The following is a 16,257-nucleotide window of genomic DNA, read 5'->3' as shown; positions in this document are numbered from 1 at the left end:
GTAGATTTTCAACGAATCAAACTCAATTTCATGACAATTGATATTGTCACCGATGCGGGGGTGACGATCAAAATAGAGATCGAGTCTTTTTCGAGGAGGAGAAAAGGACGGATGACCATCCTGAAATTTCAAAACAGCTCTGTCACCACTTCTGATGGTGTTCAGCTTCACTGCGTGGAGCATCCGGTCATCAATTCCCATGGAACCGTCCTGTTGGTTCACGGTCTCGGTGAACACAGTGCCCGATACGACCATGTGGTTCAGGTGATGAACCGCTCTGGGTTAAGCGTGATGCGTTTCGACCATCGTGGACATGGGCTCTCTCCCGGACGACGGGGACATATCCCCAGCTACGAGACATTCCTGGACGATCTCTCGCTTGTTGCAAATCGTGTCATCGAGAACAGGCCGAACCAGAAAATCGTACTGTACGGCCACAGTATGGGAGGCGGGATCGTTGCGAACTGGGCTTTACGAAGATTCGATGACAGTTGGAGCGACCACGTCATCGGCGCTGTGCTTTCGGCCCCCTGGTTTCGCTTAACATCACAGCTCACTCTTTGGCAGAAATTGCTCGCATTCCCTGTTGCAGGTGTTTTCCCCAAGCTCACAATCTCAACGAAAATTCACGTCACGCAAACATGTCGATCAGATGATGCCATTGAGAGGTTTCAAAGAGACAGCCTGAACCACCGCCGCATCAGCCTCCGGACGCTCACCGAGTGTTATCGTGCTGGTCAATTTGCATTAGCAAACGCAGAGCGTTTCCCGCTCCCAATCCTGGCAGTCCATGGTTCTGCAGACAGAGTCACTTCACCGGAAGCAACGCGGGAATTCTGTTCAAAAATCAACGATGCCCGGTTCATCCCACTCGATGACCTCATCCACGAACCGCACCACGACCCCAAATGGCGAGAAGTGGTCTATCACACCACGGAATGGGTTTTGAAACGATACCGGTTTGCTTTCGCAGCGTAGATTCAGTTGGAAAGTCAGTTAGAAAGGTTGTGAGACTCTCACATTTTTCATGTGCTTGAGAGATGAGTAATTCAGGTTCAAATCTGAAATGAAAGACTTCCGCTCACTCAATCACAATCTGATCTAAGCCCGGTTCATCGGGAGGATATTGTGGATTGAGCTCTTCAAGCTTTTCGCAAAGAATCTTACTGACGGCCCAGTTGCGATACCATTTCTGATCCGCCGGGATGACATGCCAGGGAGCATGTTCGGTCGAGCATTTCGTGATGACGTCATTGAATGCAGTACGGTATTGATCCCATTGCTTTCGTTTCTCCAAATCCTGACGCGAAAACTTCCAGTGCTTGTGCGGTTCATCAAGTCGCGACTGGAATCGTTCTTTCTGCTCGTCTTTTGAAATGTGCAGATAGAACTTCAGAATCGTTGTGCCTGTTTCGGTCAGGAATTTCTCGAACTGATTGATCTGGTCAAATCGGGGCAGCCAGACTTCCTGAGGAACAAGTTCATCAACCCGGACGATTAAGACATCTTCGTAATGAGATCGATTGAAGACATGGATCATCCCCAGCGGTGGAACGTCGCGGTGAACGCGCCAAAGATAGTCGTGGGCAAGCTCTCGCTTTGAGGGAGCCTTGAAAGAAATGACACGCACACCCTGCGGGTTGACTCCTTCAAAAACGGATCGCGTGGTGCTGTCTTTCCCGCCGGCATCCATTGCTTGTAAAACGACCAGAAGCTTTCGCTTCCCTTCTGCGTAAAAGGCTGGCTGAAGCTCAGCGATCCGTTTTCGGAAGTTCTTGAACTCCCTCTCTGCTTTGTCACGATCGTCGTGCAACTCTTTGCCAGCAGTCGTAATTTGAGACAAATCGACGCTCTCACCGGGAGTCACTTGATGCAATGTACCCATCAGCTCACTTAGCAGAATTCCAGAGACTCGAACTTCATTCAGTCACGCTTAGTGCCGATGAAGGTCACTTTGATGACTCCGTAGACTGCTCGTCATGGGGTAGAAAGTAAAGACCAATATGAAATTTACTCTTGAGATTGGAGTTCCAGAATCTCGAGAACAGATTGCCTCGATCAGCCCGAACGACTACGTTGCTCCGAAACGGACTTTCAAAGTCGTGATCAGAATCAACTTATCGACTAGACAACGGATTGAAATATGGCCGATGAGCCGCAAAAGTCACACGGGCCGATTTACAAGGACCGGTCATTTCTCGGCATGCTTGTTACTCAGTTTCTGGGGGCCTTCAACGATAATGTTTTCAAACAAATTTTGCTGTTTGTTTGCATCGACTTCGCTGCTGGCAAGCGAGAAGCTGACCTTCAAGGATTGGCCACGACCGTATTTGCGATTCCATTCATCATTCTTTCGGGCTATTGCGGTTTCCTTTCCGACAAGCTCAGCAAACGAAATCTGATTGTCACCAGCAAGGTTCTGGAAATCGTTGTGATGGGACTGGGAGGGTTCGCGTTCCTCTCTGGGAATATCTCGATCATGATGGCTGTGCTCTTCCTGATGGGAGCTCAAAGCGCGCTGTTCGGGCCATCAAAATATGGAATCCTGCCTGAACTGTTTTCGGAGAAAGATCTCCCGCGAGTGAATGGCTGGATTTTGATGACAACTTTCCTGTCGATCATTCTCGGCTTTGCCATCTCCGGGGAAATCAAAGAGGCTCTTAACGATGACCTCTGGAAAGCCTCTTATATTTGCGTGGGCATCGCCATCGTTGGAACGTTAACTGCGTTGATGGTCCGCAAGACTCCCATCGCAAATCCAGACGCAAAGTTTGAGCCATCAACACTGATTGTCAATTCAGAAACAAGACGCCTGATCTTCAAAGACCGCCGTCTGCTGTGGACACTCGTTGCGACTTCAGTTTTCTGGACAACAGGTGGCGTGGTTTACCCGAACGCGACGAACGATCTGGGAATTAAACAATTCGGCTGGGGCGAAGCTGCCACAGGGCGATTGGCTGCCTGTACGGGAATCGGAATCGCACTCGGCTGTCTGGTCGCGGGGTATCTTTCGCGAAATCGCTTCAATGGAAAACTGGTTCGCTTCGGGGCAATCGGAATGTTCCTGGGCTTAATCGTGATGGCCCTGCCAAGCTCGTCCCCAGCGACGATTGCGATTGGTGTGCCCGGTGCAATCATCGGATTGATCTGGCTCGGTTTTTGTGCCGGGTTGTTCACGGTTCCGTTGCAAGTCTTTCTACAGACTGCGACTCCTCGACTGCACAAAGGGAGAATCATCGGAGCGATGAATCTGGCCAACTGGATTGGAATGGCGATGGCCGGAGTTTATTACTCGATCTGGAATCAGATTTTTGCGATTGAAGGCTTGAACGTTCCTTACAATGCCATGTACGGAGCGGCCGCCCTGCTGCTGTTACCATTGGTCCTGTTTTATCGTCCAGAATCGGTTGATCTCAACGATATTTCCAGCGAACAGAGCGAATTACAAGTCGCAATAGCGACTCCGAAAAGCTGATTCAAGCTGGTCAACCGCGACAATCATTTTTAACGATTCAGGGTACTGGAACCGTTTTAGTGAGGCCTCTTGCGCGGTTTGGTCGATAAAACCATAAGATTTGCCCGATTTGAGCAACGAGAACGGCATTCTCGTCAGGCTGGAGTTGACTTCTCCGGGCTGCATCGCAGAATAACAGAAGCGGTAACTCTGCCGACAGTCAATTCATTCTACACATCTTCAGCCAATGATCGCGAAGCTGATCCCTACCGATGGTTCACAACCGATTGCAATCGATCGCAATCTGACCATCGTTGGACGTAAAAAAGGGCTTTGCGATCTCGTTCTAGACAATTCCAGCATCTCGAAGGTTCACTGTGCCGTTGCCAAAACGGATGGACTTCTTTTCATTCGCGATTTGGGAAGCACCAACGGCACGAAGGTTAATGGGCAACGCGTTTCTCGCGGGGCACTTCTCCCTGGCGATGAAATCGCGTTTGCCAACGTGAAGTTCCGAGTCCACCTTGGTCCAGATGAAGTGGAACCTTCCGAACAGACTGAAAAGATTCTCTCTCTCCCGAAGCTGATCGACACATCGGAAGCTGATGAAGAGGGCGAACTCGTTAGCGTGGATAGCGAAAACGATCTCCCGCTGATCTCCGACGACTGATCTCAGCTGAACGATTTCCAACTTCTTATGCACATGATTTCTTCCGAGAACATCTGCATGAACTTGCGCATTCTCGATGCCTGTCAGATGATGTTTGTCACGTCCCGACTTGAGCATCATTCGAATTGGTTTGCAGGATCTGCCTCGTGGCGAACAGCATTTTTATTAGAAAATGCGTTCTTCACGGGCACACGGTAGAGCAAACTGCTCTAAGCTCACATTCAGGACTTCACAGCTGGCTCACCACAAGTGCAAGACGCGCAAATCAATATGGATGATCAATATTAGATTCGTTCTCGTTACACTTTGAGTTCTTCGGCATCGCCACCGAGTTGATTCTCATACTGCTTTCGAATCGGGCTGATCACATCGCTCAAGAATTCGTCGACCTGTTCCGGAGCGCGGCCGATATACTTCCGAGCATCAAGAGCTGCTGTCAGATCAACATTTGCGAACAACGCATCGTTGCCCAACCTCTCCATGAGGTCATGCTCTTTCCCGAACTCTTTGACTTGCTTATCGGACTCGACACTGTGAATCCGCACAGCTTCGTGTAGGTCTTGACGGTCTCCACCTGCTTTCACTCCAGCCATCAAGATCTCCTCAGTCGCCATGAACGGCAACACTTCGTTCAGACGCTTCTCGATAATTTTGGGATAGACCCTCAATCCGCTGGCAACATTGCGATAGATCAGCAGTACGGAGTCAATTGCAAGGAAGGATTGCGGCAACGAGAGGCGTCGGTTTGCACTGTCATCCAAAGTCCGCTCCATCCATTGAGTCGCGGCTGTTTGGTCACCATTTTGAGCAAGGCTGATAGCAAAGCGTGACAGCGCACAGATTCGTTCTGACCGCATCGGGTTGAACTTGTACGCCATTGCAGAAGAACCGATCTGCTTATCCGCCTTCGGCTCTTCGATTTCCTTCCAGCTTTGCAGCAGGCGTAAATCGCTGGCAGCTTTGTGGGCTGATTGTCCAATTCCACTCAGAGTTGCGAGAACCTGCGCGTCGACCTTTCGCGAATAGGTTTGTCCGGTCACCGCATACCGTTGATCAAACCCCATTTTCTCCGCGACGAGCTTGTCCAACTGACAGACTTTTTCGTGGTCTCCTTCAAACAGACTCAAAAACGTGGCCTGTGTCCCTGTTGTTCCTTTGACGCCGCGAAAGCGTAACGTCGCGAGGCGATGCTCAACTTCCTGCAGGTCGAGAACTAAATCGTAACACCACAATGTTGCACGTTTACCGACAGTTGTCGGTTGAGCCGGTTGCAGGTGCGTAAAGCCAAGGCACGGAAGATCTTTGTATTGCTCTGCGAAACTTCCAAGAGCATCAATCACTTGCACCAGTCGAGACTGGGTCAGCTCCAAGCTCTCGCGAATTTGAATCAATTCGGAGTTGTCCGTCACATAACAGGAGGTTGCTCCCAAGTGAATGATTCCGCCTGCCTGCGGGCACAACTCTTTATAGGTGTGGACGTGTGCCATCACGTCATGTCGAACTTCACGTTCATGCTTCGCTGCGACGTCGAAATCGATGTTGTCAACGTTGCTACGAAGTTCGTTCAATTGTGCATCAGAGATATCAAGCCCCAACTCCTGTTGAGCTTCTGCCAACGCCACCCACAGCTTCCGCCAAGTGCTGTGCTTCTTCTGAGCAGACCAAATGCCACTCATTTCAGCAGAGGCATAACGGGTATTAAGAGGATTTTGATAAATTTCGTGAGACACGGGAGGAACTTTCAAACGATGTTTCGAACGTTTTCTGCAAGGCAACATGCTCTCGCGACAACAGGAAATCTGCAACCAACAGGGCAGGGTTTCCCAAAGGAAATGTCTCATCTTGCGGCACTTTCCCGAATTGCGTAACGTTTGCGGGTATCGGGGGCATCAGGGATCGATTCTGACGTCCAATAACGTTCAATTTCCTCGTGGCCGCAAGGAGGCTGTCATGAGTTCGTCCCGCTCAACATTCCTTTCTGGGACCATTTTTGGCATTGTTCTAGGAGTCATCCTGGGGCATATTTCTATCTGGAAAGATGTCCGGACTCATTCCGCGCCGATATCGCAAACCTTTCCGGTCAAGGAACTTGCTCCAAATGGGATGTCTTACGACTTGGGTGAGTCATCGGCTCAGTACCCGTACTATCCCGAGGAACCTCTCAAGCCAATCCACAACTCGAACCAACATGATTACGAAGAAGAACTCCCTGCAGACTCTCCTTTAGCTAACGCCATCGCTGTGGAAACGGTTGAGGTAAATGAAGTTGCATCAGTCGTTTCTGATCAATTTTACACCGAAATTGAAGAAGACCCAACGCCTGGAGCCGAGGAACCAAACCCCCTCGATATCGAAAATGCAGCCCCGATCGAGACAGTTCCAAGCAAGAATCAAAATGCCGTTCGAAAAGCGATCGACGATGAACTGTCGACCACTCCAAAGTCTCAGCGGGATGTCTGGTTTGATTCTCTCAAGGATATGCATGTTGACGATGCAACAGGTGTGATCCGAATGTGGAAAATGATCGGCGGCCCGATTCCAGGTCTGGGTGAAGAGTCGCTAATCCTTTCCCCTTCTGCTCCTCCAGACAATTCACAGAAAAGTAAATCTGCAGAAGCGACACCCGGTTTGAAAGAGGTACTCAGCAAAGCGATTTCGATACATCAAAGAAACGCACTCATGGTGTCGACACTGGGCTACATCCGTATTGTCCCCCGTTTCACGGAGGAAATCATCGACGGTGTCCCAACAATCACTGGTGTCACGGAAGAACTTGATTTCAATTTCGGAGAACGATTCGTCGCTGGAACACAGCTTGACTTGATGATCAAAGGAGCAGGCATGTTCCGCGTGCAAGATTCGAAAGGTCAAGACTACCTGACTCGCCGAGGAAGATTCTCGCTGAACAAGAAACGACAACTCGCTCTCATCGACCCTGAGGCTGAATACGTTCTTCAACCAGTGATCACAATTCCTGAGTCTGCCACTCAAATCTCGATCGAAGCTGACGGCCAGGTGAACGTGAACGGCGTCTCCGATGAAGAACCTGTCTCAGCAGGTTCAATCATGCTGACACCGACGATTTCATGCAATCAACTGAGCTACTATCAAAACGGCTTGCTGAAAGTGAGCCCGGACTTTGAGACCGTTTCGATCGCTCCAGATAGCAAAGGGCACGGACATCTCATTCAAGGATTCCTGGAAGTTTCGAACGTGAATCTCGTCAACGAAAATCAGGAAATCGCTCGCTTCAAAGAGATCCTCGGCGAATAACATCCGCCCGTAGACAGCTATGACGCATCATTACGTGCGGCGGGCGGTTGATGAAATCGCGAAAGCAATCTTCAAGAGATCACAATTGCTTTTGCGTCACATGCTTTTGCGGCACAATTCTCGACCCACAGATCAGCAGTGGAAACCTGGGTAACGACACTCGATCGGGCAGGGGATCGAGAACTGCTTGAAGCGGGCATCGTTTCCTCGTACGATCGAGTACTCACGACACCGTACTCGAATCGGGGGAGAATCATGCCACAAAGCCGTCAGCTTCTGTTCGTCATTGCGATTCTATCATCAAGCACTGCGTCACTTGTCGCTCAAGATGCAAAGGATTTCGGCCAGCCAAGCCCCAATGTCCCTGAACTGAAGGAACTGGCCCGCTTTGACGGTGAATGGGAGGCGCAACTCACCAACTCTGATCTCAAAATCCCATCCGAGCGAAAGTGGGTCTTTAATGGGTACTTTCTAAAACACGATTTCGAGCTTCCCGGCGGAGCGTTACGTGGGACAATTTACCGTGGATACAACACTCGCAGTAACAAATATACAATGACATTCCTGGACTCTCAGGGAAACATGTCAATGCTCACGGGAGACTGGAACGACAGCCTGAAAACGTTTACCTTCGCAGCCGTTGACAGTTCTTCACAGGTTCAAAAGTATGAATCCGACTTCTCTGCTGCCGACACTGAGCAGTGGACAATCGTATTCGACAACACACTCATGAATCAGGTAACAGGCGTGGCGAGAAAGCTTCGAAACTGATTGTTTGTGCGCAGGCTTCTTGGCAAAAAACGCATTCAAAATCCATCTCATGTCGGACTCATCATTCAACTTTCCCATTGTCGAATCGTGCAGTGGGTGCGGGGTTTGTTGCCACGTGCAAGGTGCACCACCGGACTTCGTGGCGCTATCCCTCAACCCGCACTTTCGAGAGGACCCTTCTTTCGCGGAAGATGTCGAACGCTTCGACAAACTCGCCGGTGAACCTCGTGATTTACTCTTGTCCTATTTGAAGCAGACCGCTGCCGGAGAGATCCGCACCGATGGACCTTGTGTTTGGCTCGATGAAAATAAAGAGCAGTGCCGATTCTACGATCAACGACCGTCGACCTGCCGGGTCTTCGAAGTGAACAGCCCCGGCTGCCACTACTACCGAAAGCTATCCGGGATCGAAGGTTATTCGTGATTCGACTCGCCCATGAAGGCTGAGTCGCTTTCCAATCCGGGTTCACAAATCTCGATCGAGTTCAGCCTCGAAAGAATATTTCACGAGCTGAAGTCTCTTCCAGGGATGCGTAAAAGCTCATACATGAAGCAGATTTTGCCACTCAGAGTATTTTCTACTCTTGCCGGAAACATGAAGATCAACTTCATGATTCCATAGACTGCTCTCCACGGGGCAAATCGTTCAGATCAATGTTGGAATTGCTCTGGCGAACTCTCACTTTGCCAGATGTACCGATTATCCGGTTATTACAGCCTATTCTGAAAACAGCGAAGTCAATCGTTCGCTCGATCAAATCTGTTTCAACGGCTGAGGCAGTTTCGCCGATTTCAATACAAGTGTGGCTATTGAATTTGATCCTTCAAGCATGCTTTTGAGCGCCTCATCAGCCACGAGAAGGACGTTTTTTCAACGATCAAGAACAAGCCTTTTGAGGTTGCGGTCGCCCAACGGAGTGACCGTTCCGAATTCTGGTTTTGCTCTACTGAACCAGTGACTACCCTCGCGTTTGGAGCGTGCTGTGATGTTTCAGAAGGTGCTGTATTTCTTTTCTCTGATTGCACTTGTGCAAAATTCGGTCTCAGCGCAAAGCGACTCCGAGCAGAAGATTCCTTCATCACCAGAAGAAATTTTTGAAGTGGGACTCGAAGACGACGTCGTCAGTCCTATTACATTCAAAGAACTCGAATGTGACATCACAGATCCAGACTGTCTGCCTGGACCACCTCTCGCTTGTGATTCTTATCACGAATGCAATCCTGGCTGGTGCAGCCAACTTTTGAGCGATGACCAGCCTTTGAGTGGACTCAAAAACCAGAAGTGGGGCAGCTGGACCTACTCTGTCGGTGGGGCTTTACGTTACCGCTACATCGATGAGTCCAATCGACTGCGACCACCAACGACTGGTCGAAAGAGCAGCTACAATCAATGGCGCTTCAATCCGTACTTTGAACTTAAACACGGGGACGATTTCACCGCTTACGTTGAAGGAATTGACGGATCAACGTTTAACGCGGACCTCCCCTTACTGCCGGTCGATCAAAATCGCTACGACCTTCTTCAATACTACTCCGACGTGAAGTTGTTCGACACGGGATATGGCGAGAAAATTCGACTGCGAACAGGTCGACAGTTTTTGCAGTACGGTTCACAGCATCTCATATCCCCCCTGGCATGGTCGAATACGTTTCGGAATTTCGAAGGGGCGAAACTCTATTACACCAGTGATGCCTGGAAGATTGACGCTTTTGCAACCCGGCCGGTCAATGGTGCCTCAGGAAACATCAACCGCCCATACAGCTTCGACCACCCAGACCAAAGCCGCTGGTTCAGCGGAGTCTATACCACCTACAAAAATGCCCCGATGGGGACCCTGGACATCTACTGGTTATGGCTAGACGAAGATGACGATCAACCCGACCGCATCGACGGCAAACGGCACACATTTGGAACGCGATACGCTGGCGAGATCCCAATGAACGATGAGTGTGGTAACCTGTGGATGACGCTGGGATGGGACTACGAAGGAGCCTTCCAGGTCGGCAAGGATGTCGTCGGAGCTGGTCCAGCAAAAGACGTTCGTGCGGGTTTCATCTCGACCAACACCGGACTCACCTTCAATCAAGTCGCCTGGTCGCCAACAATCACAGGTGTCTTCTTCTGGGGCTCGGGTGATGACGACCCAACTGACGGAACCAGTAACACGGTTAGCACGCTCTTTCCGTTGGGGCATGCCTACTGGGGACTGATCGACAACTTCTCGGGCCAAAACCTGCTCGACTACAGTGCACAAGTTTCAGTACAACCGACTAAAAAATTGACGTTCCTCACAGCTTGGCACTGGTTCGACAAAGCGCAAGCTGAAGACGCCATCTGGAATGTGGCAGGGGCTCCGTTTGGAGGAAATATCCCAACGGCAAGTCGACATCTGGGGAATGAACTTGATCTCGTAGCGACATACGCGGCGAGCAAAAACGTCACTCTTCAGGCTGGATATTTCTGGTTCTTCTACGGCGATGCCGTCACGAAAAACCCTAATCCTGATGTAGCCAATCGAGGCGATGCTGATCAGTTTTACTTCCTGATGGACTGCAAGTTCTGATATCCTGTCATGAGGTTATCCCCTGACGTAGTTTTCCGCTCAGATTAAGATTCCAGCGGGAAATTGGCTCCCAAATGTTCGCCTGAGATGTCGCAAGTTCCATTTCATCTTCCGCCGTACACGCATATTCCGGGGAAGACTCCGCATCCGTTCTCTGACCCCCAAGGCCATTCATACGGCCAGCATGATCAGAAAGAGATCGATGAAAAAAGCATGTTCGAGCATGCCTTGTTTTTGTTCGAGAACGGTTATTTCTGGGAGGCACATGAAGCTTGGGAACAGGTCTGGATTTCGCTGGAACGGCGCGGACCGGAGGCTGATCTCATCAAAGGTTTCATCAAACTCGCAGCATGTGGAGTCAAATGTCTGGAAGAAAACCGAGTCGGCGCGGAACGACACCTGAAGCGGGCACTCGAATTGTTGAGCTCGGAAAAGATTGATTCTACGAAACGATTTGCATCGCAACTCCCGAATACTCAGAAGCTGATCGAGCAAATGAGAAGACGAATCGAAGCACTCTCCCAGCCCGATTAAGCTCTCTCGTACTTTCCAGGGTTTGGAGAGACAAGCTTCACGGCAGGCCGAAAACTGCTCTCCCCCGAAACAAACCAAATCACCGGGAGTCGAGCGGGTCACTCTACAGCCACGTGTTCAATGACAAATGCGCTGGCCCGCTCGGTTAAGCATTGTTCGAATTGGCGTACAGGATCTGCCTGATGTTGAACAGCGATATTATTAATGAAACGCGTTCTTCACGGGTACACGGTACACGGTGGAGTAAGCTGCTCTAATCAACCATGCTCAGCCAGAATCGTTCTTCTTCTGTTCCAGTAGACTGTTTTTGAAGTGCGATGATCCGTTGTGCACAGGTGACACGTGGTTTGAGGACAATTTCTTCGCCCTCTTCGAGGCCGTTTAGAATTTCAATTTCGTTGTCGCTGGAAATCCCAACCTCGACGTTGCGGTGTTCGACTTCGTTACCGTGGCGAACGAATACGATGTGCTCTCCACCAACTTCAACAATTGATTGAACTGGCGCCTGTAAGGTTGACTGTCGTTGCTCTGCGATAATGTTGACCTTCGCAGTCATTCCGGGAGCGATTGTGCGAGCTAACTCGGGATCAACATCGACATCAACCGTCACGCGGTATTCACGCAGATGGTAGTTTGGATAGAGTCCTGCGAGTGGGACCGTCGAAAGGTGACTGATGTGCCCCTGATACCGGTCCTGCCCGGCTGCATCAATCTCGATGATGGCGGGTAAGCCTGTGCGCATCAATCGGATATTTGATTCGTGCAACCGCAACTTCACCTGCAGACGATCACGATCCGGAATTTTCGCAATGGGTTGCAAGTACCGCATCGAACTTCCTTCGTCGATGCGCGAAGTGGATCTGGAACTTTTCCGGGCGTAAATCAGTTCACCTGATCTGCTCGCTCGAACTGTGCAAGCTGCGATATTTTTCTCCAGGCGATCCTGATAGTCCTTATAGATTCGATATGACCGCTCTCGGGATCGAACAGTAATTTCACGGCGGAGAATCGATGCCGAAGAGGCCATCTTCACTCGCTCAAGTTCTCGTTCTGCCTCGACGGCAATTGCCTTGAGTCGAGTCAGGTTGCGGTCGTAGGAGAAGTCTTGAAGAACATTCAGTTTATCCGTAGCGAGTTGCAACGCTTGCTTCTGTTTCAAAACGTTAATGCGTTCACGATCTCGTTCGCTCTGCGTTCGATAGCCGAGTCGAACCATATCTTCAACAAATTCAAATTGCTTCTCACCCCGATTGAGTTCTTCTTCTGCCAGTGCGACTGAAGCTTTGAGCTGATTGAGTTTTTGCGGATGCTCAGCTTCCACGTATCCATCCAGTTGCAATTTCGACAACCGTTGCTGCAGTTCTGCACGGGCCAAGATGCTTTCATTCGTCAGCTTTTGAATACGTAGATCTTCTTGAGCATCGGCCAGGCGAGCAGCGGCATTGACGAGAAGAACCGCACGATCTTGAAATCGTTTTTTAATGCTCGAAGAATCAAGTTCGGCGATGATGTCACCCTTTTCCACCCAAGTCCCCTCTGGGATGAGGGAGATCACACGTGTGCTCCACTCACATTGGCTGATGATCACATCATTGTCGGCACTATCGACCTCACCACTTTGAGTGACCACAAGCTCCATCGATCCACGTTTGACAACGGCGAACCCTTCTTCAGGCACGACCGGAAACTTCTCAGCGACAGCAAAGGTGACAACGGGAATTGTGATCGACGTTGCCGCAAGAATCGCAACGATTGTTTTGATGATCATTCCATGACGCGAGGACTTACTGCGCAAGACGTCGTCGCGCGAAGTTTCGGATGATTGTTTTGAGAGAGGCATGGCAGGCTACTCGGTGAGAAGGTCACACACGGTGCTACACTAAACGTCGTTGATCACGCATAGCCATATCGTGAGTGGTGGGGTGAATTGTGTGTCGTTGAAAAAGGTGGGAAATAACAACAACACGAACAAATTCAGGTGGGGTAGAGTGCTAAATCTGGTAGCACTTATCTGGGTTTCATTCTATCCGGCTATTTTGCAACTGTCTACCTCCTGTTTTGAGATGCCCTCTCTTCGGAGCAAACAGCAGGGCTCAACAAGTGAACAACCGTGCAAGGTCGTGCAATCGGCCTCGGTTTTCGAGATCAGGTGCTTCTCAATTTTTTTCAATTGAAAACAACTGAAAGCATTACGCCAGTCGCATCAGCGAGTTTTCACTCAACAAGTGCTTGCGTAGTCAGCTCTTCCGTAGAGAAAGCTGCATCGCAGGCCAATGACCACGTCTCAAGGCATGACGACAAAGCATTTTTCCTACCCGTCGTGCCCGTGAAGGTCACTTTTATAGCTTCACAGGCTGTTCGCCACGAGGCAGCACGTAGCGACCAATTTTGGATTTGCTTCAGTACTTAGGAAAAGGATCACTTACCGAGGTTTATGCCGGGGTCGTTTATGTGAAGTCGGCGCTGAGGTCATCGGGTCTGTCGGATCTTCCGATTTCTTCCGTTTTGCCAATTTCTTTTTTGGAGATTTCTCCGTCCCGGAACGACCACATTCGAGACAGTTCCCACTTTTTTCGAGAATATTCCCACAGCGGTTGCATAACGGAATCGGTCGTTCTGCTTCCTCCAGAGAAACGGAGCTTGAGATTTTTGGTGGTCGTGTCGATTTGCGAGCCCTTTTTGCTTCTCCCGCTGAACGCGACTTGATCGGCGATCGACTTTCTACAGGAGTCTCTTTTGGAACTGGTGGAGGGATATCTTCAGCTTCAATCTTGAGTAAGTCCGCTTCAAAGGCGTTACTGAATTCTCCCGACTCGTCAGGTTCCGACTGCAAAGGTTGTTCTTCTGGAGATTGAGCATCAATGTCATCGTCAGACGTCTTCTCCCCTCCACGAAGAATTGTGGTACGAGCGACCTGGCCACTTTTCCTGTCGACTGCGTGAACACGAACCCGCCCTTGTTCATCGTACTGAATAGTCACTTCGATCGGCGAACGTTTCGGAAGTTCTTCCGGGAGACTATGAATCAAACAGTCTCCCAGTTCGACGTATTCTTCCCCGAGCGTCGCACCACTCTCGACGATGTGAAGGTGAACCCGTTTCTGGTTTTCAACCACAGTCCCAAATGTTTGACGATACGCACAGGGGAGCGGAGTGTTCGCTTCGATTAAGTAGTGAGGTCGACGATCTCCTGTTTCCGGATCTCGAATCAAAATCCCAAGTGAACGCCCAGTGACACTTTGTTGTTTAATTTTTTGCAATCGTGCTGAGGCTGTCTCATCGAGAGAAGACTTCTCGAGCGACTGACCGCTGAGCAACATGCCCGCATAAAACGCTGCTCCGTGCGATATCGATTGATCTGGAGGAAGTGTCGTATTGAGCGTGGTCCCACTGATTCGCTGCAGCATATTCCGAATCATCGGCATCCGCGAAGCTCCACCGGTCACCAGAACAGAGTCAACATGTGCCCAGCCTTTACCGTGAGATTTGAGCATCTCTTTGGTGATCTCTTCAGTCCGCTTGACGAGGTCGTTCGTCAACAATTCAAATCGTTCGCGTTCAATCAAAATACTCTTTCGCCGCCCATCGTGCTGAACGAGAATCGTTGCTTTAGGTCGAACGCTGAGGCTTCTTTTGACTTGTTCAATTTCGATGGCAAGCCCTTGCTGACTCTCTAAGTCCAAGCGGGGATCGCTGGTTGAGGATTTCACAAATTCATCGCAAGCGAAGTCTTCCAGCCGTTGATTCCAATCCAGTCCACCCAGCTGCAAATCTCCACCCGAAGCAATCACCTTGACTTCATCTTTGTTGTACTGAACCAAAGAGAGATCACAGGTTCCGCCTCCAAGGTCAAACACGAGAACAGTTTGATCCTGCGCGATTTCGGCAAACCAGATCCCTTCGCTCAACACGTGGCAGAGTGCAGTTGCAACCGGCTCGTTGATGATGTCAACTCGCTCAAGTCCGGCATCCACTCCAGCTTGCACAGTGATTTGTCTTTGAACGTCGCTGAACTGAGCAGGAACGGTAATTACGGCATGACGAACACGCCCCAGACGTTCCTCTGCTCCATCGAGAAGCTTCCGGATAATCAATGAGGAAATCTCTTTGGGACGATAGACATGCCCATCAAAGATCCAGCACTTGTTCGGATCGCCGATGTGCCGTTTGGCGTGCAAAACAACACGCTCCGGACTCGTCACAGAATTCCGCAGAGCTTCTGAACCGACGACAACTTCATCTCCATCAAAAAAGACGACAGATGGAGTCGTCAACTCTCCCTCAGTGTTTGGGATCGTGACCGGTTGTCCTTCCGGAGTCAGATACGAGAGGCAGGAATACGTCGTTCCCAAGTCGATTCCAACAGGATGGACTCGTTGTTTCGGACGATTTAAAGGCATTCCTGGCTCCATTGAGTTCTGCTTCGACACAGAGTGACTTTTGCGATTGCACCATCCCAGAACGGTTCCCTCTCATCATATCACCGATTCCATGACATCACCAATCGGGTAGCTGGATTCATCAGGGTGGGCGCGTGAAGATTTCAAACGCAGAGCTTAAAACGGAGGAACTCCCATACAATCAACACCACCTGCCGGCAAACGATCAGAAGCACTCAAATACTTCAGCTCGGCCTTCAAGATTCCTGAGAAGTGCGGGACGTTTCAGACCCGGCGCATTGAAGCAAAAGAGGTGCTGATCATGAAGCATTTTTGAAAACAGGTACGTGTCCTGTCTTATGCCGAGCAGTCTGCGAAGACATGAAAGTGCTCTTCAATGGACTACAAGCACTGAAAATATTCAAACCGAGCTGTGCGCGAGAGACTCGACCAGATGCTAGAGCATCTTTCGAATTGGTTTGCAGGTTCTGCCTCGTGGCGAACAGTATTTTTACTAGAACCGGTCCTAAAACGCCTTGAGGATAGTGAACATGCAGCCGAGTTGCCAGAACGCTTGGTGCAAGTGTGAGTAGTGTTCCCAGCGGGTTGTGAG

13 protein-coding genes are annotated in these 16,257 nt (G+C 50.1%); 8 read left to right on the top strand and 5 right to left on the bottom strand.

The genetic code is table 11. From position 1 onward, the window contains the following. Window positions 1-111 precede the first annotated feature (111 nt). On the top strand, window positions 112-978 hold the full coding sequence (locus tag ACN0YR_RS21975) for a lysophospholipase (RefSeq protein ID WP_417851360.1): 867 nt from the start codon (window positions 112-114) through the stop codon (window positions 976-978). A 103-nt stretch (window positions 979-1,081) separates the two neighbouring features. Here ACN0YR_RS21975 and ACN0YR_RS21970 read toward each other — a convergent pair whose 3' ends face one another. After that, window positions 1,082-1,885: a polyphosphate kinase 2 family protein gene (locus ACN0YR_RS21970; protein WP_417851359.1), complete on the bottom strand. Its 804-nt coding sequence runs from the start codon at window positions 1,883-1,885 to the stop codon at window positions 1,082-1,084. A gap of 258 nt (window positions 1,886-2,143) precedes the next feature. Between ACN0YR_RS21970 and ACN0YR_RS21965 the strand changes: the two genes are divergently transcribed. Continuing rightward, entirely contained in the window at window positions 2,144-3,475 is a 1,332-nt protein-coding gene (locus tag ACN0YR_RS21965; protein WP_417851358.1) for an MFS transporter, read from the top strand. 226 nt (window positions 3,476-3,701) lie between these two features. Beyond that, complete coding sequence (locus tag ACN0YR_RS21960) at window positions 3,702-4,124, top strand: FHA domain-containing protein (RefSeq protein WP_417851357.1); 423 nt, start codon at window positions 3,702-3,704, stop codon at window positions 4,122-4,124. Window positions 4,125-4,423: 299 nt separating this feature from the next. On the opposite strand, the gene purB is transcribed toward ACN0YR_RS21960, so the two are convergent. Then, window positions 4,424-5,854 carry an adenylosuccinate lyase gene (gene purB / locus ACN0YR_RS21955; protein WP_417851356.1) on the bottom strand — a complete coding sequence of 477 codons (1,431 nt, stop codon included), beginning with the start codon at window positions 5,852-5,854 and terminating at the stop codon, window positions 4,424-4,426. Window positions 5,855-6,074: 220 nt separating this feature from the next. Between purB and ACN0YR_RS21950 the strand changes: the two genes are divergently transcribed. From ACN0YR_RS21950 to ACN0YR_RS21930, 5 genes are all read left to right on the top strand, one after another. Continuing rightward, window positions 6,075-7,397, top strand: a complete 1,323-nt coding sequence (locus ACN0YR_RS21950; protein WP_417851355.1) for a hypothetical protein — start codon at window positions 6,075-6,077, stop codon at window positions 7,395-7,397. 138 nt (window positions 7,398-7,535) lie between these two features. Beyond that, complete coding sequence (locus ACN0YR_RS21945; RefSeq protein WP_417851354.1) at window positions 7,536-8,168, top strand: DUF1579 family protein; 633 nt, start codon at window positions 7,536-7,538, stop codon at window positions 8,166-8,168. Between the two features lie 49 nt (window positions 8,169-8,217). Then, window positions 8,218-8,592, top strand: coding sequence for a YkgJ family cysteine cluster protein (locus ACN0YR_RS21940; RefSeq protein WP_417851353.1), 375 nt, complete (start codon window positions 8,218-8,220; stop codon window positions 8,590-8,592). Between the two features lie 562 nt (window positions 8,593-9,154). Continuing rightward, the gene (locus ACN0YR_RS21935; RefSeq protein ID WP_417851388.1) at window positions 9,155-10,732 is read left to right on the top strand and encodes an alginate export family protein; all 1,578 of its coding nucleotides are present in this window, start codon (window positions 9,155-9,157) and stop codon (window positions 10,730-10,732) included. A gap of 87 nt (window positions 10,733-10,819) precedes the next feature. Further along, a complete protein-coding gene (locus tag ACN0YR_RS21930; protein WP_417851352.1) occupies window positions 10,820-11,266 on the top strand; it encodes a DUF309 domain-containing protein in 447 nt (148 codons plus the stop codon). 253 nt (window positions 11,267-11,519) lie between these two features. On the opposite strand, the gene ACN0YR_RS21925 is transcribed toward ACN0YR_RS21930, so the two are convergent. The 3 genes from ACN0YR_RS21925 to ACN0YR_RS21915 form a co-directional block, all read right to left on the bottom strand. Further along, a complete protein-coding gene (locus ACN0YR_RS21925) occupies window positions 11,520-13,106 on the bottom strand; it encodes an HlyD family efflux transporter periplasmic adaptor subunit (protein WP_417851351.1) in 1,587 nt (528 codons plus the stop codon). Window positions 13,107-13,688: 582 nt separating this feature from the next. Next, window positions 13,689-15,665 carry an Hsp70 family protein gene (locus tag ACN0YR_RS21920; protein ID WP_417851350.1) on the bottom strand — a complete coding sequence of 659 codons (1,977 nt, stop codon included), beginning with the start codon at window positions 15,663-15,665 and terminating at the stop codon, window positions 13,689-13,691. 299 nt (window positions 15,666-15,964) lie between these two features. Continuing rightward, window positions 15,965-16,257 (bottom strand): hypothetical protein (locus ACN0YR_RS21915; RefSeq protein WP_417851349.1); only part of this gene is annotated, 293 nt, incomplete at its 5' end.

This window comes from Thalassoglobus sp., assembly GCF_048270125.1.
Lineage (GTDB): Bacteria > Planctomycetota > Planctomycetia > Planctomycetales > Planctomycetaceae > Thalassoglobus.
This window is presented reverse-complemented; position numbering and strand designations above follow the sequence as displayed.